Here is a 22824-nt window from a genome sequence, read left to right as displayed (position 1 = left end):
CTATGAGTCAACATTCTGATATCAATGACAACGTCAATAGTACCGATACTACTGATGAGCAAACCCTTAATAGCACAAGCGAGCCTATCAATAACGATAACAGCACTAGCCAAGAGATAGAACCGACCTCTGACAAGCATATCCGCATCGTCAATACGTTTATGAAGCGCCGTACGCACATGAACAAAAATGCTGAGCTTGCACTAACTGCTCCAGAATTTTCTGAGTATTTGGTCAATAACAGTTTTGGGGATGGCGATCTTACCGGTATTGACAACCTACGTACGTTATTTGCTGATAGCCCTAACGGCGCAGATGCACCGCTTACGGTAGAGATTGGTTTTGGCTTGGGTGATTCGTTTATTGAAATGGCGGCCGCTGACCCTACTCGTAATTTTGTCGGTGTAGAAGTGCATGAGCCTGGTATTGGTAAATGCGCTTATATGGCTGGCACCCAAGATTTGAGCAACGTAAAAATCATCAACGGTGATGCCATTCAATTGCTCAAGCAGCTACCAGAAAACCATATCGACCGTATTCAGCTATACTTCCCTGATCCATGGCAAAAGAAGCGTCACTATAAGCGTCGTTTTGTCAGTCCTGAACGTATGACCATCGTTACGCGCAGCTTAAAACAAGGCGGCTGGTTCCATACAGCAACTGACTGGGAGCATTATGCATTTTGGATGGTTGAAGTATTGGATGGTTTCGCTGGATTGACCAACAAAGCAGGTACAGGTAATTTCACTGAGCGTCCTGACTTTCGTCCAATGACTAAGTTTGAACGTCGTGGCCTCGACCGTGGGCATGGTGTGTGGGATTTGATCTATATCAAAGACTGATTGATACAGCTCTATTTTTAAGTGTTTTGACAAAGCGGCTATCTGATGTAGCCGCTTTTTTGTGGCCTTCTATAGGCTATAGAAAATATCTCTAAAAATACTAGACATCCTATGCATAACTATGTCTGCTGACATTTTAGGTGTATGTCCTGAGTCATACTCCTGACTTTTAATACCTATAGTATGATTATGCATAAAAAAAGATAAATTTATAATTTGTGAAACATAGCGCTCATAGCGTTGTTTATAGACAGAATTGCCTCTCTAAAGTGATTAGAAACGAAATATAGAATCCATTCCTAATACTAACAATCTACGTAAACTTATGTATTATAAGGCTTTACAGAGTTCTCCCCATAAGCTGTGGATAACCCTGTGCATAAGTCACTACTTGACAACTTTATAGCTAAGCAACTTAAAGGATAAGGTAAAATCGTTCATTTTTTGTACAATTTATAAAACCTTTAAAATCAATACTTTATATAAAATTCGTACACATAAAAAATTATTTTAAATAATTTTTAAAATAATTTAATTATTCATAATGTTTCACAATCAGCGAAGATAAGACTTTTATTTGTTGTGGACAACTCCTAAATCTATTGACAAGCATAGTCATTATCAGGTTCAAAACCACAGCGACCTATCGTATTATTTCTATAAGTTTTCAGCCTCATACCATACGACAGATAGTGTCGTTTAACCTCCCTCAACGCTCATTATCGTGCTTTGCTTTTGTTATAATTACCTTATCAAATCAACAGTGTTAAAAAGTTGAGTCGAGTAATCAGCATGCCAAGTCAGACTTAAAAACAACGATAACAACAGTGTGTTACGGAATTATTTTTACTTCTCTCACTATTTAATTTTACTGTATAGTAGAACGATACATTCGATACTACTACCTATACCAGTCACGTGACAACCTATTTTTCGATAAAGCATTCAAACAATAATTGCCGACTTCATAACAGTCAGTATGCGTTTGCTAAAGGTTTTAAACGTACCAATATTTTATTTATAGCATCAACTTAACTACCGAAAACAAGGAATCCAATATGGACGACAATAAAGCCAAAGCCCTCAAAGCGGCATTAGGTCAAATCGAAAAGCAATTTGGTAAAAACACCATCATGCATCTAGGCGATGACTCGGCCATTCTTGACGCCGATGTGGTCTCTACAGGCTCTCTAGGATTAGACATTGCGCTTGGCATTGGTGGTCTACCAAAAGGCCGTATCGTTGAAATTTACGGTCCAGAAAGCTCAGGTAAAACTACCATGACCCTGCAAGCTATTGCAGAGTGCCAAAAGCAAGGCGGCACTTGTGCCTTTATCGATGCCGAGCATGCGCTTGACCCTGTCTATGCCCGCAAACTTGGGGTAAACACTGATGATTTATTGCTCTCGCAGCCTGACAATGGCGAGCAAGCACTTGAAATTACTGACATGTTGGTACGCTCAGGCGCAATCGATATGATCGTGATTGACTCAGTAGCCGCCTTGACGCCACGTGCCGAGATTGAAGGCGAAATGGGCGACTCACACATGGGTCTGCAAGCGCGTCTGATGAGCCAAGCCCTACGTAAAATCACTGGTAACGCCAAACGCTCTAACTGTATGGTGGTCTTTATTAACCAAATCCGTATGAAAATCGGTGTTATGTTCGGTAGCCCTGAGACTACGACTGGTGGCAACGCGCTGAAATTCTATGCCTCTGTACGTATGGATATTCGCCGTATTGGTGCAGTCAAGAATGGTGATGAAATCATCGGCAACCAGACCCGTGTCAAAGTCATCAAAAACAAAATGGCACCACCTTTCCGCCAAGCTGAGTTCGAAATTACTTACGGTGAAGGTACTAATCATCTAGCTGAAGTTATTGATTTGGGTGTTGAGATTGGAGCCGTTGGTAAAGCAGGATCTTGGTACAGCTATGGCGACGAAAAAATCGGTCAAGGTAAAGCCAACTCTGTGCTTTTCTTAAAAGAGAACCCTGCCATTGCTCAAGAAATCGAAGATAAGATTCGTGACGAAAAGCTTGGTACGAAGAAAAATAGCAAAGCCGACGAAACTGAAGAAGCAGAACAGGCTTCTGAACCTGTACAATAATGGTTTAATGATTAACCGTTGTCAGTAACTATGATTCATTATGAAAATTAAAACCTTAGCTGAAATCCTAGCTGAGTCGGGTGCCGACTCAGCTAGCTCTGTTGATAGCAAACAAAAAAAACTGTCCAAGAACTCTCATACGAAAAAATCTAAAAAAAGAGAGAAGTCTAGTAAACGGACTATCCGTTCAAGTAAAGATGATTTAGTCACGAATGACGCTACTATTGATACAGCGTTCTTTGAAGACTCATCTCCTAAGTTAAAGAAAACTTCTAAATCTAAAAAACGTAAAAAGCGTTTTCATCCAGCGGCCAATTTTACCGCTGAGCCTAGTGATACCCCTACATATCAGCCACCTGAAGCGCAAACCATCAAAGAGATGCTAGCAGAAGTCAAACTCGACATTCATAATGACGAAATTGACAATAGCTTAGCAACAGATAATGGTCGTAGCACTGAGCCGCCATCCAAAAACTCAGAACATGAAGCTGAGCTTTTTGCTATTGATGATAACGAAACAGACAGCCAAAACGATAATATACCAGCCGCGCTCAAAGCCTACTTACGAACCCCTGAACAAAAACAAGCAGAAATCGATGCGATTAAAGCAGAAAGTCGATTGCGTTGGCTCGCATTTTATTATTTATCACGCCGCGAATACGGTAAGGCTGAGCTAAAGCAAAAGCTGATCGACAAAGAGCAAGACCCAGAGAAAGTTGAGGCCTTGCTCGATGAGTTTGAAGAAAAAGGTTATCAAAGTGACTACCGCACTACCCTAATGCTGATACGTGAGAATATCCGTAAAGGCCGCGGACGTGGTCGGATCAAACAAGAATTCTATCGCAAGAAGATTGCTATGCCAGGTAACATCGATGAGCTAATCGATATGGCAAATACTGAGTCTGATGAATTTAGTGAGTTTGTAGATGATGATGCAGACAATCTAGTCGATGGTGTAGATTGGCTGAAACTGGCGGTGATAGCACGTACCAAAAAATACGGTAATGACATACCAGTTGAGCAAAAAGTAAAAGCTAAGCAGCTACGATTTTTGCAGTATAGAGGGTTCAACACAGATATCTGCTTTGCCGCACTTAACCATACTACAGAGTCGCTAGACGAACGATTTTAAGGGCTTACTATCGCTGTCGCTGTCCCTGCCAAACGTTATTTACCGACAGTCATGCTCTTGTGATAGACGTAAAAAAGAGCACGTTATATAACGTGCTCTTTGATCAATACTATCAATTATTTTAATCTACATGACTTTTAAGAATTCAGTTAGAAATTTTCAAACTCAAAGCTGTCAAATTATTTAAAATTACCAAGACGGCTAGATAGCTGGCTAATGATTTGATCTATCTCTTCATTGGCTTCAGACTCATTATCTAGATTACCATTAGGCGTTAGCTGATTCATTACTTCAGGCAACAGCTCAGCGAGTCCCTGCCTTACCTCAGTTTCATTAGCACCAGTATGAGCGGCTACTTGCTGAATTTCGTTTTCGTCAAATAAACGGTTAATTTCGTCTGGATTTAAATTATCGTTTGCTTCGTTATTACTCATCCAAGAGCGTGCTTGACCTTCATAGCCCATACCAGTGATTTTCGACAATGCTCCACTCAAACCACCATTACGTTTGATCCAGCTAAGTACCATAGGCATCAATGCAGCAACGAGCATACCTTTACCACCAAACCCACTACTAGTACGCTGACCACCTAATACACTACCTAAAATATCACCTAGTCCGCCAGCACCTGAACTCATACCACCGCGCTGACTACCGCCCGTGAGACCACCAATAATGTCATCTAAGCCAAAACCATTATCTGCTTGACGACTATTTTGTTGAGGGCTATAACCACCTACCTGACTGCCACCGCCCAACACACTACCTAAGATATCACCTAGTCCACCAGTCTGCCGTGTTTCAGTACGTTGGTTAACTGGATTACGCTGAGCGTCGTCTGGATTCATTGCACTACGTGCCACTTGGCTCACTAAATTCCCTAATAAGCTCATTATCTATTCCTCTTTTTATCGTATTGTTTACTACAAAAATACTGCTAAAACTTATCAAACCTCATATCTGCCTACATATTCTTTACTAACAGTACAGCAGAATTACGAGTTTTATTTTCTATTTTTAATATAACAGATTTTAATATAACAAACCTCTTTGTCCTTTGAGATAGCTATTTTGTTATGACGTGTAGGGATTTTTCATCGTAAAAGGAAAAAACTAAGCTCCATAAATACTCAGTTAACTAGCATTACCCTTACTGATATTGGCTAAAATATTTAATTGTCGCCATTGATCAGAATTTACTTGATCGCGAAATATAGTCGTCGAAAACGTTCTTTGATAAGGCTCAACGATATTGAATTCGACACTCATCGCCCACTGATAGCGATTTATATCAACTAACTCTGCTTGCCATAATTCATCGCCGCGGCCCGTTCGTATCAGTAATTGCCATTCTTTATCAATACGCTGACTGAGCGATGGCTGACTAATATGTAACAGGATTGGTCTCGATATAATCAGATAACTTGCAACTGCTGCCGAGACTATTAAGATCAGTAAATACTGCCACAAAGCCAAAGATGCAAACCATGCCAATATCATCATAACGCCAGTCAAAGCTACATATAGCAGCGCGCGTAAATAACTGGTAGGCGTGATAACTGTATCAATACGTAGCGAGGTTACTGGCATCATATAAGCGTACCATGGGAAACGTTAGGTATTGTGCCGACCCATTCCTTAAGACCTAAACCAAGTCTTTGGTATGGCGCCATGTTTTTATCTTATTGACCAACGCCCAGATATCGTCCTCTTCTGGACGATTTTGATTGGTAAAATAGTCTAGCAAGTCTGGGTCTTCATGAGTGAGCATTTCTGCAAAGGTTGCTTGTTCAGTAGCATCTGCTGTCAGATACAGCTCCTTGACGTAAGGATCAATATAAAAATCCAATTCTTTTAATCCGCGGCGAGCTTGATAAATGATACGGCGCTGTTCATTAGTTGGTTCTGGCTGAGTGGTACTAGTCATAAATTTACTCTTATTAAATTGGATAGTCTTGTGGGTTTAGATAGTTTAGAAAAAAATATCAGGCATAGCGTATAGAATATTTATAGTCTTGAAATCTCACTATGCATTCGAACATGTAGAATGAGTTTAACAACGATATGCTGACAGTTGACTCCATAAGGCCACTGCTTGCTGCATCATCGCTACATTATGCGTACGAATGATACTTGCGCCTTGCTGTAAGGCCAATAGCCCAGCTGCGGTTCCTGCCGAATCACGCTCTACCGCTTGCGTCGTACTTACGAATTGCACCCCACTTTTGGTCAATATTTCTGCTAAAAAACGCTTGCGAGAAATGCCAAACATTATCGGCAGCCCTAATGTTTTCAAGCTACTCAGCTGGCTTAATAATGCGCAGTGATGCTCATAGTTTTTGGCAAAACCAAAACCTGGGTCGATAATGATATTGCTTTGTTTGACGCCGATGCTCACTACTTCATTAATACGGTCGAGCAGCTCTGTACGCACTTCATCGATCACATCGTCATACTGTGCCAGATTATTCATTGTCGTTGGCTCACCGCGCATATGCATTAGCATAACAGGTATATCAAGTTTAGCCGCCAGCTCTGCCGCACCCGTACGTTTCAGTGCTCGTACATCGTTCCAAATGTCAGCACCTTCATTAAATGCTGCCTGCATGACTTCAGGGCTACTAGTATCAATCGATAACCAAATACTGTCGCCACAGTGCTGACGAATGGCTCGAATCACTGGCACAACTCGTTGTATCTCATCATCAGTCGCCACATTTTGCGCATTTGGACGAGTAGATTCACCACCGATATCAATAATAGTAGCCCCTTTATTTATCATCTGCTGGCAATGAGCGACGGCTTTATCTACTGCGTTAAACTGCCCACCGTCCGAAAATGAATCTGGCGTTACGTTCAGGATACCCATGACATGCGGCTGTGATAAATCTAAGGTTTTATCACGGCTAGATACTTGGTAGTTGGGTAAAGGTTGGAATAATGACATGAATAATCCATCGCAAGTAAAGTTTATAATGTAGCTTTAGTTATTGTTATCTACGCTTATGATACCAGTAAATCTTATGGGGTTCTAAATCCTTGATAAAATGATGACAATAAAAAGCCCTTTATCATAAAGGGCTTTCTATAAAACATGAATGTGCTAACACTTACATCGCTGGTAGTGGTGGCGGTGTAGCACCCGTTGTTTTAACATCATTTTTCGACAAGTTTACTTCGTTATGCTGGTAAACTCTTGGTGGACGTGGTTCCTCACCTGCTAAAATATCTTGCAGCTGATCACGATCAATAGTTTCCCAGTTCATAAGCGCATCAACCATTGCATGCATCTTATCCTGATTAGCTTCAATCAACTCACGAGCGATATCATACTGCTCTTCTAGCATACGACGCACTTCTTCATCGACTTTCTGCTGCGTGGCTTCAGAGATAGTACGCCCACCACCGCCGAAATATCCTTGCGAGTTGTCGTCATCTTCGTACACCATGATACCAAGTGCATCAGACATACCGTACTTTGTGACCATTGCACGTGCCATTTTGGTAGCACGTTCAAAGTCGTTCGAAGCACCCGTCGACATCTGATTGATAAACACTTCTTCAGCAATACGACCACCGAACAAAATAGCAATGTCGCTCAGCATTTTCGACTTATACATACTGGTCTGATCATGCTCAGGCAACTGCCAAGTCACACCAAGGGCAAAACCACGCGGCATAATAGTGACTTTATGCACCGGATCTGTACCTGGCAATAGCTCAGCTACTAACGCATGACCCGCTTCGTGATATGCAGTTGCACGGCGCTCTTCTTCGCGGATTACCATTGATTTACGTTCAGGACCCATATATAGCTTGTCTTTTGCATCTTCGAAGTCATTCATATCGACGCTAGTCTTGTTACGACGCGCAGCAAATAATGCAGCTTCGTTTACAAGGTTGGCAAGCTGTGCGCCACTAAATCCAGGCGTACCACGAGCAAGAGAACTGGCATCTACACTGATTGTGTTCGGCAGTTTCTTCAAATGAACTTTCAATATTTGCTCACGGCCTTTGATATCCGGCAAACCTACTTGCACCTGACGGTCAAAACGACCTGGACGCAATAATGCTTTATCCAGTACATCAGCACGGTTAGTTGCTGCAATGACGATAACGCCTTCATTGCCTTCAAAACCATCCATCTCAACCAATAGTTGGTTCAATGTCTGCTCGCGCTCATCGTTACCGCCGCCCATACCGGAACCACGATGACGACCGACTGCATCAATCTCATCAATAAAGATAATACAAGGAGCGCTTTTCTTTGCCTGTTCGAACATATCACGGACACGAGATGCACCAACACCAACGAACATCTCAACAAAATCAGAACCTGAAATTGAGAAGAACGGTACTTTAGCTTCACCAGCAATAGCTCTTGCTAGCAAAGTTTTACCTGTACCTGGAGGACCTACCATCAAGATACCACGAGGAATCGTTGCACCCAGTTTGGTAAATTTATCTGGATCACGTAAGAACTCAACCACTTCAACAACTTCTTCTTTGGCTTCTTCACAACCCGCCACATCTTCGAAGTTAACGTTGATTTGATCTTCGGTCAGCATTTTTGCTTTCGACTTACCAAAGCTCATTGGGCCGCCGCCTTTACCGCCAGCGCCGCCTTGCATATTACGCATAAAGAATAAGAACAGACCAATAATCAATAGAATTGGGAAGCTGGCTATCAGTAATTGCATTAATACGCTTTGGCGCTTTGGTGCAGTTCCTTGAACTTCGACTTGGTTCTCACGTAGCATTGGCATGAGCTGGTCATCTGACACAGCTGGTCTAATGGTCTCAAAAGATGAGCCATTTTTCTTTTCGCCGGTGATCTGTTCGCCGTCGATCTCGACACTGGCTACTTGGTTTTCTGACACTGCGGTCACAAACTCAGAGTAGTTAAGGTTATCCGGCTCAGAGGATTGATCAAAGCCGCTAAACACCAGCACCAAAACGCCGATTACCACCAGCCACAATAAGGTATTTTTTACCATGTCGCTCACTAGTTATTCCCATCCCTTACTTATTGGTGTGTTTATTAAACACGTGACATCTATAAACGTATTGCTCATTTTTAACGAATATCCCGATAATAAAAAGCTGCTAAATTAAACTTATATGATTTATAGGTAGCATAAAAATTGTTTTTATAAATAATCAGTATGAGATAAACATAGATATACGATCATTGAGCTTGTAAAACGCTTATTATCAGACGACTTTGCCTAAAACGTATGCTAAAAACAAAGGTAATATACCATGATATGTGGTGTTAACCCGCATAATTCAAGCAGGTTTCACGATTATTCATCTAACAATTGATGTAGCTTTTATATCGCGATAATAACACTTTATGGTGGTTTACCCTCACGCTTACAAGAGCAGCAACCTATTGATGTTAAAACTATTTAATCGCTATCCAAAACATCTCTTTTGAGCGTGGTCGTGACGCACCTGGCTTTATACTACGAATCTTACTAAAATCCTGCTGCATCTGCTTGCGTAATTCTTGTGTACCCTCGCCTTGAAACACTTTCATAATAAGTGCGCCACCTTCTGGTAAGGTTGCAAGCGCGAAGTCTACTGCCAACTCACATAAGTACATCATACGTGGCTGATCGATAGCACTGTTCCCAGCCGTATTGGGTGCCATGTCAGACAATACGACATCGACTTGTCTATCACCCACTTCTGCCATAATGGCATCAAACACTTCAGCTTCACGAAAATCACCCTGAATAAAGGTCACATCAGGCAAGGTATCCATCGCCAAAATATCAGAGGCAATCAAGATACCATCGTCACCTACCAATCGACCAGCGACTTGTGACCAACTACCAGGCGCACTACCCAAATCTACGACCGTCATACCTTTTTTGATTAGATTGGTTTTTTCATTAATCTCTAATAATTTATAAGCGGCACGGGCACGGTAGCCATCTTTTTGAGCCTTTTGCACATAATGATCGTCAATATGCTCTTTCATCCAAGCACTGCTGCTCTTTGATAGTTTTTTGTTTTCGATACGCGTGGCCAAAATACCTGCTCCTATTGCTTTACTAAATCTAACTGCTTTAATTGCTCTATCACTTACAAACTGATATTAATCCGTTGCGGATTATTCTAAATACGGTGTTAATCAAATTTTTTATTCATGGTTGGTTGCAAACTGACCAAATTCTATTGGTTAAATAACTGTTTTATAAGGCAGTAGCGTTTATAATGTACCAAATACTCAGTTTAACATTTTCGTCACGTAAAATCGTGCAAAATCCTGCTGATCTTATGCAAGATGGTCACAGATTATCTATAATGATCAATAACTGTTTTTGACAATACCATTTTTATTTTTACCAACACTTAGGAATTCTATGCAACTCGATAACGCTACCATCAAACGTCTAAAGGGCATCGGTCACGAGCTAAAGCCTATCGTTATGATCGGCAACAAGGGTATTACTCCAACCATTACTGAAGAAATCGATCGCGCGCTAACAGATCATGAGCTTATCAAAGTGAAATTGCCTGCTGGCACGAAAGAAGAGCGTGACATCGTTGGCGCTGAACTTGCTAAAGCGGCTAATGCGTCTTTGGTTCACTCTATTGGTCGTATGGCATTATTACTACGTAAAAACCCAAATGCCAACCCAAAACTGTCTAACCTAGCACGTCACGCGCAGTAATATGTCATGATAGACTGGCATTAAGTGACTGGGTTTTATGTTCACTTACATCATAGCTAAACGATGATGAAATACAAAAGCCGCGACGCATCTTGCTCGCGGCTTTTATTTTTTCTGATAGTCTCGGTTATACTTAACATATAGTATTAGTGCCCTGAATTAGTATGATTTCTCTTGTCACTACTACCTCTTTATTATTACCGTCGAGATGTACTCATAATGAACCAATCTTTTAACCTCTGTATAGCCACAGAGACGATAGCGAAAGACGCTCAGCAATTAGGTGTATCTATAGAAGCGCTTGAGAATATCTCTATCGAAGTAAGTGCAGAGATCATCCAGCAACCAGCTTTGCAGCTAGTGCTGACCTATCAAGTGACTCTGCCTAGTCAAATTCTAGCCAATCAACTCCATTGGCCAACAGGGCAACAAACTCAAGTAAATTTCACTGATTACCTATGGGAAGAAACTTGCCTTGAATGTTTTATTGCTGGCAGTAAAGTTGATGGTAGTAAGATTAATAACGAAGATATCGTAGCACGCCACCAGACAGAACCTCACAAGATACCATTTCAGCAGACAACCGCTTATATAGAGATTAATGCGAGTCCTGATGGTCGTTACGCTGTTTATCAGTTTGAGGGCTATCGTAACCCTGCGACACTACCGCCAGTACCATTGTACGAGACCGACGGAACCACACGCGCATCTATTAATTGGCATAACTGTAAAGAGCTAGCAGATATATCAGGGGAGAACCCGTTATCTAGCACTCCAATGGTAGCGCAGACACCTGCTCATTATGAGCGCAGCTTTAGACTGCCTATAATTCAACTACCGAATCAACAATACGCTATTGCCAATATGATGATTGAACAAATACATCCTTGTGTCATCTTATGGTTTGGCGAAACTGATTTATACTTTGCCTCGGGCCATGCCTCCCCGCCTGATTTTCACAAACGCGACTATTGGCCCAAGTTTGAGCTTTAATTCGGTTATATAAACTGTACTCACTTAGGCATCACCTTTTGAAACACAAAAAAAACCCAGCAATGTCATAAAGAGCATTACTGAGTTTGGAGAAAACTTTAGTCTTATTTAACTAATGCTTACTGCATCTAATCGATGTTTATTTGTCAGCCATCGCAAGGTAGATACCACGATCTGATGCATCATCAACATACCGCGAATCACGCCATGTCGTATAGCTGTAATTGCCGCTATATGGGCTGATGCTGTTTTGACGGAAATCAGATACCCAGTCGTTGCCATCAAAGATCTGGATATGACCATGTGGACGGCTTGACGTGCGGTTATAGACAACGACATCACCAACTTGTGGTGCCATGTCGTTACTGATCTTGGTAAAGCCGGCTTGGGCTAGCGTGCCACGAGAGGCGTACTGATAAGCTGAAGGGTTAGGCGTAAACTTATAACCTGCTGACTGTAATGCCTTACGCACATAGCGAGCACAGTAGCCAGAGCTTCTAGATAGAGCGACACGAGAGGCATTTGCTGCTGCAATAGCAGGAGCAGAGTTGCGGTCAGGTACACGGCTGGCTTGCTGCTGACGCTGCTCGTAAGACAAACGACTGGTCAGTGAAGCCAGTTGATATTCTTTTTGCTTAGCATGAGCGCTTAGATTGTCAATTGCTTGACTGATCTCATCGTTGCTATATACATGTGCACCACTGTTAGTGCTATAGATGTTGCGACTAGAACCATAGTTCGCAGAAGTAGAAATATTTGTGATGGTATGACTCAAGGTATTATTTGGTTGAAAGGTTATTTCGGCAGCACCACTCGTCTGTGCGATACCCATTCCCAATACTGACAAAATTAATAAAGCTTGTTTCATAAATTTACTACCTATTGTTAATACAAGTCTGCTCGTCATCCGTAACGAAGCATCAATTAATTTAGAGGATATAATCATCAAATAGACGTGATAAAATCCCTATTACAACGGTTCATTCTTTTCAAATAGTGACTAGTGCCAGTAGTACCTCCCACCTAGTCAACTATCTTATAAGCCATCTGCTATATATTGCTTTTAGCATGTCTGTTATGAGTATCGAGTTTGTCACCTATTAGATGAGTACTTACGATGTCAAAAAAACAACCTAATCGGCTTGCCCAGCTTATAGATCATCAAGCATTTGCTGGTAGCGCGCTACCTCAAACCCTTGCTAACAACATGCGACTATATATAGAAGCAACCAACGAGATAAAAGAGCTATTGGTAGACTGTCTACCTGAGGAAATCCTCAATACCTGTTGGGTTGTAGGCTTAACACCTGAGCAGTTGATATTGAGTGTTAGCTCAATGACAGCAGCAAATCATATTCGCTATTTACATAGCTCGTATTTGCAAATACTAACGGAGCAGTCAATTACATTTAAACAACTCAAGCAAATTCGCGTCGTTGTGGCTAAAAGCTCTGCCGATAATTATTCATCTAAACAATCATTAACATCATCACTGCACTTGCCAAATTCTCGTAAAGCCAATGAAAATCAGGCGCTTAGCCAGAACACAAAACGGACTATATCACAGGCCGCAGAGCATGTCACCACTGATGAAAATCTCAAAAAAGCCCTTTTGAGTTTGATTAATCATTAAAAATACCGACTATTAAATGTAAAGTTATGTAAATAAGAGCAGGTGATGGCATCGATAAAGATGGATTTTTGTAATGTATTAGATAAAAAAAATCCTTCGTTAGTTACATCCAGATTATGGATATAGCTAACGAAGGACTTAAAAATCATCTACAGCTTTTGTATTATATGCCTTAACGGAAAATTCGTATATTCATATAGACAATATATTCATAATATAAAATATTATATAAATGTAATTATGAGCCTACTATGTAATATTGCGTAAATGTTTCGATACTTCCTGTATATTCCTGTATTTATCCTTCAATAACCAAATCGTTAAGCGGTAAATACTCTATAGGACAGGTTACATTGTCATCAAAAGTTACAATTTCAAAGTTATCTGCGTCAGACAGTATTTCACGTACTAATAAATTATTTAGAGCATGACCAGACTTATAGGCGTTAAAACGACCTAAAATTGGGTAGCCAATCAGATGCAAATCTCCCAAAGCATCTAAAATTTTATGACGAACAAACTCATCGTTAAAACGTAAGCCTTCTGCATTAAGTATGTTGACATCATCGATAACGATGGCGTTTTCCATACTGCCGCCAAGTGCTAAGTTGTTTTGACGTAGTGCTTCTATATCACGTAAAAATCCAAAAGTACGCGCAGTGCTTAATTGTTCGATAAAGTTCTGTGTAGAGAACTGCAACTGTGCATGCTGAAAGTTCTTATCAAATGCAGGATGATCAAAATCAATTTCGAAATTTAATTCATACCCTTCATAAGGACGTAGCTCTGCCCATTTATCTTCTAGTTTTACTCGTACTGGACGTATAATTTTAATAAATTTCTTGGCCGCTTCTTGCTCACAAAATCCTGCATCAAGTAAGAGCGCAACAAAAGGCGCAGCACTACCATCCATAATTGGTATCTCTGAAGCAGAGACACGAACTAACAGATTGTCTACTCCTAGACCAGCGATGGCACTGAGCAGATGCTCAACCGTGCCCACTCGCGTACCACCAAACACTAAGTTCGATGACATCATCGTGTCTTGTACTAAAAACGCACTCGCTGGGATTGGTTGACTACCTTCTATGTCAGAGCGCTCGAAAACAATACCAGTGTCAATCGGCTGTGGATGAAACTCCAAGTCAACAGGCTGACCACTATGTAGACCAGTACCCGTAACGGCTATTGCTGTTTTTATGGTTCTTTGGTTCATGGTTGTCTTCTCACATATTTTGTTACAATTGACATAGTGTACCATTACCGACCCCTTATTCGCTATATATAAAAAGCGCTAATTTTCTTATCTCCTTGATTGATAACACTTATCGTCAACTTCCTATTGCTGATTTTTACTTTATATGGTCTATCTAATGCTATAAAAAAGTGAGACTCACATAATTTTCGACAGTCATATACATATAGATTACATAGAAAACTGTCATGACTTTTCTTATAGAAACGGTTCATCTTTCTTTAAACACAAAAAAACCAGCGTTGAAACGCTGGCTCTTTCTTACTTACAGTAAATTAGAATTACTATTTATTCTGTTGACGCTTTAAATAGTCCTGAATACTGTTTGTTTTCGTCTTAGGCTGCTCTTGAGGTGCACTTGCACTAGGACGTGCAACGCTATCTTGATACTGCTGAGCTTGAGACTGCTTCTGACTGTTTAAAGCGCTGGTATGCACATTAGGATCGACAGGTTGCGTGCTATTAACAGAAGGGACTGGTTGCTCTACTACTTCTGGCTCTTGACCTGCGTTTTCGTCTAATGTTAAGCCAGTTGCGATGACAGTTACATGTAAGTCGTCACCCATTTTTTCATCAATCACAGAACCGTAGAAAATGTGAGCGTCGTCGATGTCAGTAATTTCTTCGACTATTGCACTGATTTTGCTCATCTCATCTAATGACAATGACTCTGAAGAAATAACGTTAACCAGTAGACCTTTTGCATTTTCTAAACGCAAATCATCAAGTAGTGGTGATCTGATGGCTTTTTCAGTCGCTTGACGCGCACGATCATCACCGCTAGCACGGCCAATACCCATCATCGCATGACCTTTAGCAGTCATCGCCGTACGGATATCGTTAAAGTCAATGTTGATCATACCTTCGCTAGCGATGGTTTCCGCAATACCTTGAACGGCATGCAGCAATACATCATCCGCTTTTTTGAAAGCATCTTGCATAGAGATGTTGCCGTATACACTCATTAATTTATCATTTGGAATCGTGATAATTGAGTCGACAAAGTTAGTCAGCTGCTCAATACCTGCTTTAGCAGCTTTGATACGCTTACCACCTTCGAATTTGAATGGCGTAGTCACAACAGCAACTGTTAATACTTCCATTTCTTTCGCAATACGAGCAACAACTGGCGCGGCGCCTGTACCAGTACCGCCGCCCATACCAGCAGTGATAAATACCATATCTGAGTGCTCAAGCAATGCGCGAATCGCTTCTTCTTCGCTCTCTGCTGCTTCACGACCGACTTCTGGATTTGCGCCTGCCCCTAGACCACGGTTCGTTTTTGCACCTAATTGCAGTTTGTGCGGTGCAGTAAGACGATCTAGCGCTTGTTTATCTGTATTGGCACAAACGAACGTTACACCTCTGATGCCTTGCTGTACCATATGTTCAACTGCATTACCGCCGCCGCCACCAACACCGAATACAGTGAAGCTTGCTTGGCCATTGTTTTGAAGCTGATTATCATCTGGCATGGTGTATTTTGACATAAAAAAGATTCTCCAGTTGCAGATAGCGTGTAAGTCGATACATAGTAACGCACTCATGTGGCGCGCTATCGACATACTATATATAAATGTATTTAAATAAAACAGGGTATGACTAAAATCGATCAGTATAGACAATAATATGTCATTATCACTTAATACTTTATTTTTAAAACGAATTTATTCGCAATATTGCTCTATTTTTTTTGCTTAACCAACTTAGAGACATTCCATAACGTATGGATGCTTTAGATATGAGGTTAAACAAGTCTATAATATTTTCTTCAAAACATTTGCAAACCGTTGACCCGCACTCCGAAACACGCCTGATACTCGATTGTTTTGAATCGCTTCAGGTTCGCTTTTTTCGCTACGGCGGAATTGCTCACTCTGACTATATAGCAATGTGCCAAAAGCGGTCTGATAAGCACGATCATTTACTTGACTATTTAATAGCTTAAATGACTCGTCATTATCGAAATGATTATAAGCACTGATAGCAGGATGAGTATTGGTCAATACAACAGGCATTTTTAGTAGCTTTTTGGCAAAGGGTATCATACCTTTAATCGTACTACCGCCGCCAGTCAACACAATCCCTTTATCGATATAGCCTATCAAACCTGCTTCGTGTAATTGACGCGCTACTTCAGTGAATATCTGAACGTAACGAGCCTCAATGATGCGTGCTAGGTTATAGATGCCAATATTGATTTCGTCGCCCGATCCTTGAGGCTTGAATAAAAAGAATGCGCTTGGATCGACACTATTAACATCTGCTGTACCATGAGACTTCTTCAGCTTTTCAGCTTCAATCATGGAAATACCAAAATCAGCTGAAATATCCATTGTCACTTCATGACTGCCTGTTGCTATACAATGTGTAAAAATCAGTTTATTCTCTTTATACACACAAATGCTGGTCGTACTAGCACCGATATCGACCAAGCATACCCCTTGCTGGCGTTCCTCAGTCATCAAACTATACTCAGCACTGGTCACTGCATCGAAAACAATATGATCAATGCCGACGTCACAACTTTGCAATAGCTTTTGGATATTCTGACGGCTGGCAACAGGCATCATCATCATGTGGTACATCACGGTGATATTGTGTGCCATCATTTCGATGACATCATCCACCATAAAGTCTTGCTCATCGACATAAATACCTTGCTGACAGCAATGCATCAAATAATAGTCAGATGATAAATCACGCGACTTTGCATTGGCCAATGCTTGTACCATGTCTTTGGCACGTACAACTTCATCTTCTACTTTGACCTCTCCAGCACTGTTTTTGCTAGATAGCTCAGGGGTCGCAAGCGTTAACCAAACACTATGCACACGGCAGTTAGCGGTGTCTTCTGCTTCTTGAATGGCTTGCTTAATAGCACCTTGCAGACGTTCACGATGCTTTATTTGACCTTGATAAAAATCGCTGTTTTTAACTTGTCCTACGCCCAAAATACGAATGTCTTTTGCAGAGACAACATTGCCTATGACGACATATACTGCCGTGGCACTTAGATGGACAACAACCAGATTTTCATTATTTTTCATGGTACCAGACAAATTATCGCTAAATAGAAGAACAGGTAATGCTCTTCTATTAAATCATTAAAAAAAGCGTTACTAATACGCTATGATGTTGTACATATTTTCTTTAAACTAAATAAACCGTATTAGCTCACATCGGTTATGCATAGATGTAGTGCTTATTTAGGCTATTCTGATTCAGCACTCTGTGTCACGTTCCAAGCGATGGTAAAGCCATTTTTATACCGTAAATCTACAGACTGCATATCATCTCGACGCGTACTTAACTGATTGCCAAGCAGTTGGCTTAAATTCAGTAGTTTTTGCGCCGTATTTTCATTGTCTACAATCACACGTAGCCCATTGTCAAAGCGGATTAGCCAAGTCATTCTCGGTGACAAAATGATATCTTCGACCTGCATACCTAGCGGTGCATACCAATCATTGACCTGCTGCATTTGTTGCATAATAACTGGTGCTTGAGACATCTCACCCTGTAAGGTCGCAAAACGTTCTTGTGTTAAATCTCTACTATCAGCAGGAACAAACACAGCGCCTTTTGCATCGACCAAACGTTCTGTACCAAAATTAGCAACTGCTTGTTTGGGTAACGCATTGACGACGATGCCACGTTGCCAATCACGAGAGATACTCACTTGGTCTACCCAAGCTAAACCCATCGTGATGTCTCGCAATGCTTGCAAATCAGAAGTAAAGAAGCTACTTACTTGTTGTTGTTCCATCACGTCTTGTAATGAGCGATATTGAGCAGCAGACAAACCTTGATTACTGACATAAATATTTGCGGGCGGCGCATCACGTAACGCTTTGCCGCCCATCATTAATATTAGCACTAGCAAACCTAAGACCAGTACCATAAATAGATACTTTACCGTTGCCGGTATTTGGATCTTAGATTTTGGGCGACCGGCTTTATCACTCATCAAGTCAGTTACCTCGTTGACAGTTTGAGCCATAACGACCTTTGTCCCTATATTTGCATAAAACTGATCATGCTATTTATTGATATAAATCTGCGTATTTTTGGCAGAAGCTTATTAAGTCGATATGTTATCAAATTTTATTAAAAATATAGCTTATATACAGTGATTACGTTGATTTAAACGTAACATTTTTCTTAAATTATGAATAAGTTATCAGTTGTATTCACAAAACAACATAAATATCACCGAAATAGACTTATTCTTACAATATTAACGTATTTTATGGTTAAACAATAGCCAAACACCAACTAGCAGCAGCGAATTTACACAAGTTTACATGAAGCTGTGGTATAGCAGCTCTAGTGACACAAAGAGTCGCCACTATCTGCTCAATTTAGTTAATTTGAGAGTTATAGCGTTTGCGCCAAAATATGCCAGCATAGCGCGTCAAAATCTAGTCCGCGAGCTTTAGCCGCCATTGGCACCAAACTGTGACTGGTCATACCTGGTACGGTATTGATTTCAAGCAACCAAAAATTGCCTGCTTCATCTTGCATGGCATCGATACGTCCCCAGCCTTTTGCATCTACTGCACGAAATGCTGCAAGGCTTAAATCTTGCAGGTGCTTTTCATCAGCAGCGCTCAATCCACAGGGGATGTAGTAACTGGTATCGTTGCGATTATACTTTGCTTCAAAATCATAGAAGTTAGTAATATCGGCAGGCTCAAGGCGAATAACTGGATAGGCTTCGTCATCGATAATCACAATCGTAAACTCGCGACCTGTAATCCAGCGCTCAGCCATCACCGCATCACCACATTCCACTGCAGTTGCATAAGCGGCAGGCAGTTCGTCAAGGTGGTTGACCTTGGTCATGCCAATACTTGAACCTTCATGAACTGGCTTAATAATAAGTGGCAAACCTAGCATGTTAACCACTTGCTGCCAGTCCGTATCAGCCGTCAATAATGAAAATGGTGCAGTTGAGAGACCGCAACCTTGCCACAGTTGCTTGGTACGTACTTTGTCCATACCTAGTGCAGACGCTAGAATCCCTGAACCAGTTTGCGGTATATCAAACCACTGTAATACGCCTTGCAGCAGGCCATCTTCGCCGCCGCGACCATGCAACACATTAAACACGCGGTCATATTTGCGTAGCTCAGTAATGTCTTGATGCTTTGGATCAAAATGAGTCGCATCAACACCTTGGTTTTGCAGCGCTTGCAATACTGCCGCACCACTGTCCAAAGACACACTGCGCTCATTGCTACTGCCACCATAAATAACGGCTACTTTGCCAAACTGACTGGCATCTTTTGCATGAGTCGTCGTATCTACAGATGTATCATTGATAGCTGCATTTTGAGTGCTATTATTGTCTTTATTATCAGTTGTCATGAGGATCGTCCCTAAATTTTAGCTTACTTAATATAAAGGTTATTGGCAGCCAAATCGATAGCAATCTGCCCGACATTACCAGCGCCTTGGGTAATCAGCATATCGTTGGCTTTTAACAAACGCTGCATAACAGGGGCTAGATTGTCTTTATCAATAATAGTCGGTTCAACTTCACCGCGCAAACGGATACTGCGCGCTAGTGACTTGGTATCAGCGCCCATAATCGGACTCTCCCCTGCTGAATAAACATCTAATAATAATAGCTCATCAACACTCGATAGAACTTCTACAAAATCATCGTAGCAATCACGGGTACGGCTATAACGATGCGGCTGAAATAGCATCACCAAACGACGATCAGGGAAGCTTTGACGAGCGGCTTTGATGGTCGCATCGACTTCTTTTGGATGATGACCATAATCATCAATCAATAAGACATTACCATCATCGATATCGACAGAAGCATGCTGCTCAAAACGACGACCCACGCCTTCAAATTTTTGCAGGGCGCGCTCAATTGCTGCATCATCAACGCCTTCATCGGTCGCCATTGTAATAGCAGCAAGAGCGTTATAGACATTATGTGTACCAGGAATGTTCAACGTCAGGCGTAATGGCTCATGGTCACGGCGTAATACGGTAAAGTGAGTTTTGGTTCCCTCTGTCACCAAGTCTACAGCCTGTACGTCATTGAACGGCTCAAGACCAAAGGTCAATACTGGACGACCGATATCATCGATCATTGCATACAACTCAGGGTCATCACCGCAAACCACTGCTAAACCGTAAAACGGCATATTTTGTAGAAACTGGATATAAGCGGCTTTTAATTTATCAAAGCTGTTTTCGTAGGTTTCCATATGGTCTTGGTCGATGTTGGTCACAATCGCGGCCATCGGATGCAATGACAAGAATGATGCATCAGACTCATCAGCCTCTGCTACCAAGAAACGGCTGCTACCCAATGCTGCATTTTTGCCTGACGCATTTAACTTACCGCCGATGACATAGGTAGGATCTAGCTGTCCTTCTGCCATCATTGTGGTTAGCAAACTGGTCGTCGTCGTTTTGCCATGCGCGCCAGCAACTGCGATACCGTGACGATAGCGCATTAGCTCACCAAGCATATCGGCGCGGCGTACTACTGGCAGACGAGCTTCAAGTGCTGCTTTTACCTCAGGGTTGCTACGATCAATCGCTGATGAGACAACGATAACGTCAGCATTGGCAATGTTTTTGGAGTCATGACCAATCGATATTTCAATACCGATTTGCTGTAAACGCTTAGTCACTAAGCTTTCTGCGATGTCAGAACCACTGACTTGATAGCCTTGATTGTTCATCACCTCAGCGATACCGCACATGCCTGAGCCACCAATACCGATGAAATGCAAATGCTGAATACGGCGCATTTCTGGTATTTCAATCAAACGCTTAGGTAGAGCTTTCGCAGAGGTAGGCATAAGGATCTCTCTTTATTAAAGGTCAATAAAACTTAGTAAATTCAAATAAGGGGTATAAACGACAGACTATAGCGCTTGCCAAATGATATCAGCAACTTGCTTACTCGCACTACGGTTGGCCAATGCATGGCCTTTTTTTGCCATCGTTAAGCACTTCTCTCGATTGAGTACGCTAAGCTCGTCACTTAGACTCTTGGCAGTTAGCTCTGACTGCGGTAATAGAATTGCAGCATCATGCGAGGTCAGCGTGCGTGCATTGGCCGTCTGATGGTCATCCACTGCATGCGGTAACGGTACAAAAATAGCGGCGATGCCGACGTTTTGAATCTCGGTCACGGTCAACGCACCTGCGCGGCAAACGATGATATCTGCCCAGTTATAAGCTGCAGCCATGTCATTGATAAAGGGCTGTACAGTAAACTGATGGTTGTTTAATTCTTGTTCGCTATAAGCCGCTTGCGTGACTGCTTCATTATTGCGTCCGCACTGGTGTAGGACTTCAAACGGCTGATCTAGTAATGCTAATGCTTTTGGTACTGTATCATTTAATACCTGAGCACCAAGTGAACCGCCGACTACCAACAGTTTAAGCGGTGAACTGTCATTTACATCGTAGCGTACCGTTGGCTCTGCGACACCAGTAATGGCATTACGCACAGGATTGCCCACTGTCTCAAGCTTGGCATCTTGCTGACTATTGGCAAAGGTATTCTCGAACGCTTGTAATGTCTTGGTCGACAGTTTAGATAAGTAGCGGTTGCTCATGCCAGCGATGGCATTTTGCTCATGGATAATCAACGGGGTGTTAGTCATACGTGCAGCGATACCGCCAGGTGCACTCACATAACCGCCGAACCCAACGACCACGTCAATCTGATTACTACGAATCACTTTTACGGCAGCCATCGTCGCGGATAGCAGAGTCATTGGTAACTTTAATAGTCGACCAACGCCTTTGCCACGAAGCCCTTGCATATTAATAGCATGAAAAGGATAACCTGTCGGCTCAACCAAACCGTTTTCCATACCATTTGGCGTTCCTAACCAATGAATCACTGCACCGCGTTGGGTTAACTCGTCGCTCACTGCAAGCGCTGGAAAAACATGCCCGCCCGTACCAGCTGCCATCATCAATATATGCGGTGTTTTCATGAACGCCTGCCTATCTTTACTTTATTTATATGAAGGGTTTATCTCACTGCGGCGGTAACAATTATGAAAAATAATGACCTAGCCAAAGCCCGCATAGTATAGAGGAAATTATTGTCTTATATACAGTACTTTATGCAGCAAAAATAACAAAAATCCAAGCCATGATCGGTCATAGCTTGGCGTC

Annotated in this window: 20 protein-coding genes; 6 read left to right on the top strand and 14 right to left on the bottom strand. The window is 41.7% G+C overall.

All coding sequences use genetic code 11. The features are described from left to right. Window positions 1–2: 2 nt before the first annotated feature. From trmB to QL898_RS07490, 3 genes are all read left to right on the top strand, one after another. On the top strand, window positions 3–842 hold the full coding sequence (gene trmB, locus QL898_RS07500; RefSeq protein ID WP_290176360.1) for a tRNA (guanosine(46)-N7)-methyltransferase TrmB: 840 nt from the start codon (window positions 3–5) through the stop codon (window positions 840–842). A 1058-nt stretch (window positions 843–1900) separates the two neighbouring features. Continuing rightward, window positions 1901–2953, top strand: a complete 1053-nt coding sequence (gene recA / locus QL898_RS07495; RefSeq protein WP_057761411.1) for a recombinase RecA — start codon at window positions 1901–1903, stop codon at window positions 2951–2953. A gap of 40 nt (window positions 2954–2993) precedes the next feature. After that, window positions 2994–4085 (top strand): regulatory protein RecX, encoded by a 1092-nt coding sequence (locus tag QL898_RS07490; RefSeq protein ID WP_290176359.1) that lies wholly within the window; start codon window positions 2994–2996, stop codon window positions 4083–4085. A 179-nt stretch (window positions 4086–4264) separates the two neighbouring features. Here QL898_RS07490 and QL898_RS07485 read toward each other — a convergent pair whose 3' ends face one another. The 6 genes from QL898_RS07485 to QL898_RS07460 all read right to left on the bottom strand — a co-directional run bounded on the left by QL898_RS07485 (window position 4265) and on the right by QL898_RS07460 (window position 10125). Next, window positions 4265–4978 (bottom strand): YidB family protein, encoded by a 714-nt coding sequence (locus tag QL898_RS07485; protein ID WP_290176358.1) that lies wholly within the window; start codon window positions 4976–4978, stop codon window positions 4265–4267. Window positions 4979–5219: 241 nt separating this feature from the next. Beyond that, window positions 5220–5678: a hypothetical protein gene (locus tag QL898_RS07480; RefSeq protein WP_290176357.1), complete on the bottom strand. Its 459-nt coding sequence runs from the start codon at window positions 5676–5678 to the stop codon at window positions 5220–5222. A 52-nt stretch (window positions 5679–5730) separates the two neighbouring features. Continuing rightward, entirely contained in the window at window positions 5731–6012 is a 282-nt protein-coding gene (locus tag QL898_RS07475; RefSeq protein WP_057761419.1) for a succinate dehydrogenase assembly factor 2, read from the bottom strand. Window positions 6013–6138: 126 nt separating this feature from the next. Next, the gene (folP, locus tag QL898_RS07470) at window positions 6139–7032 is read right to left on the bottom strand and encodes a dihydropteroate synthase (protein ID WP_290176356.1); all 894 of its coding nucleotides are present in this window, start codon (window positions 7030–7032) and stop codon (window positions 6139–6141) included. 163 nt (window positions 7033–7195) lie between these two features. Then, window positions 7196–9091, bottom strand: coding sequence for an ATP-dependent zinc metalloprotease FtsH (gene ftsH / locus QL898_RS07465; RefSeq protein ID WP_057761422.1), 1896 nt, complete (start codon window positions 9089–9091; stop codon window positions 7196–7198). Window positions 9092–9492: 401 nt separating this feature from the next. Continuing rightward, complete coding sequence (locus QL898_RS07460) at window positions 9493–10125, bottom strand: SAM-dependent methyltransferase (RefSeq protein WP_057761424.1); 633 nt, start codon at window positions 10123–10125, stop codon at window positions 9493–9495. Between the two features lie 334 nt (window positions 10126–10459). On the opposite strand from QL898_RS07460, the gene QL898_RS07455 reads away from it, so the two are divergent. Continuing rightward, a complete protein-coding gene (locus tag QL898_RS07455; protein ID WP_057761426.1) occupies window positions 10460–10771 on the top strand; it encodes a YhbY family RNA-binding protein in 312 nt (103 codons plus the stop codon). Window positions 10772–10990: 219 nt separating this feature from the next. Beyond that, window positions 10991–11764, top strand: coding sequence for a hypothetical protein (locus tag QL898_RS07450; protein WP_290176355.1), 774 nt, complete (start codon window positions 10991–10993; stop codon window positions 11762–11764). Between the two features lie 139 nt (window positions 11765–11903). Here the strand turns inward: QL898_RS07450 and QL898_RS07445 are convergent, their stop codons facing one another. Then, the gene (locus QL898_RS07445; protein WP_290176354.1) at window positions 11904–12632 is read right to left on the bottom strand and encodes a CHAP domain-containing protein; all 729 of its coding nucleotides are present in this window, start codon (window positions 12630–12632) and stop codon (window positions 11904–11906) included. Window positions 12633–12881: 249 nt separating this feature from the next. Here QL898_RS07445 and QL898_RS07440 point away from each other — a divergent pair, with 249 nt between their 5' ends. After that, the gene (locus QL898_RS07440; RefSeq protein WP_201548759.1) at window positions 12882–13397 is read left to right on the top strand and encodes a hypothetical protein; all 516 of its coding nucleotides are present in this window, start codon (window positions 12882–12884) and stop codon (window positions 13395–13397) included. A 298-nt stretch (window positions 13398–13695) separates the two neighbouring features. Here the strand turns inward: QL898_RS07440 and lpxC are convergent, their stop codons facing one another. The 7 genes from lpxC to murG form a co-directional block, all read right to left on the bottom strand. Further along, window positions 13696–14613 (bottom strand): UDP-3-O-acyl-N-acetylglucosamine deacetylase, encoded by a 918-nt coding sequence (gene lpxC / locus QL898_RS07435; protein WP_290176353.1) that lies wholly within the window; start codon window positions 14611–14613, stop codon window positions 13696–13698. Between the two features lie 323 nt (window positions 14614–14936). Beyond that, complete coding sequence (gene ftsZ / locus QL898_RS07430; protein WP_057761433.1) at window positions 14937–16142, bottom strand: cell division protein FtsZ; 1206 nt, start codon at window positions 16140–16142, stop codon at window positions 14937–14939. A 267-nt stretch (window positions 16143–16409) separates the two neighbouring features. Beyond that, complete coding sequence (ftsA, locus tag QL898_RS07425; RefSeq protein WP_057761435.1) at window positions 16410–17702, bottom strand: cell division protein FtsA; 1293 nt, start codon at window positions 17700–17702, stop codon at window positions 16410–16412. Window positions 17703–17866: 164 nt separating this feature from the next. Continuing rightward, the gene (locus QL898_RS07420) at window positions 17867–18655 is read right to left on the bottom strand and encodes a cell division protein FtsQ/DivIB (protein ID WP_290176352.1); all 789 of its coding nucleotides are present in this window, start codon (window positions 18653–18655) and stop codon (window positions 17867–17869) included. 377 nt (window positions 18656–19032) lie between these two features. After that, window positions 19033–20025, bottom strand: a complete 993-nt coding sequence (locus QL898_RS07415) for a D-alanine--D-alanine ligase (protein WP_227684579.1) — start codon at window positions 20023–20025, stop codon at window positions 19033–19035. Window positions 20026–20048: 23 nt separating this feature from the next. Then, window positions 20049–21488 (bottom strand): UDP-N-acetylmuramate--L-alanine ligase, encoded by a 1440-nt coding sequence (gene murC, locus QL898_RS07410; RefSeq protein ID WP_290176350.1) that lies wholly within the window; start codon window positions 21486–21488, stop codon window positions 20049–20051. A gap of 66 nt (window positions 21489–21554) precedes the next feature. Next, window positions 21555–22640: an undecaprenyldiphospho-muramoylpentapeptide beta-N-acetylglucosaminyltransferase gene (gene murG / locus QL898_RS07405; protein ID WP_290176349.1), complete on the bottom strand. Its 1086-nt coding sequence runs from the start codon at window positions 22638–22640 to the stop codon at window positions 21555–21557. Window positions 22641–22824: the final 184 nt, after the last annotated feature.

The organism is Psychrobacter sp. APC 3279 (genome assembly GCF_030407795.1).
Classification (GTDB): Bacteria; Pseudomonadota; Gammaproteobacteria; order Pseudomonadales; family Moraxellaceae; genus Psychrobacter.
The sequence above is the reverse complement of the archived record's forward strand: the minus strand, read 5'-3'. Positions and strand labels throughout refer to the sequence as shown.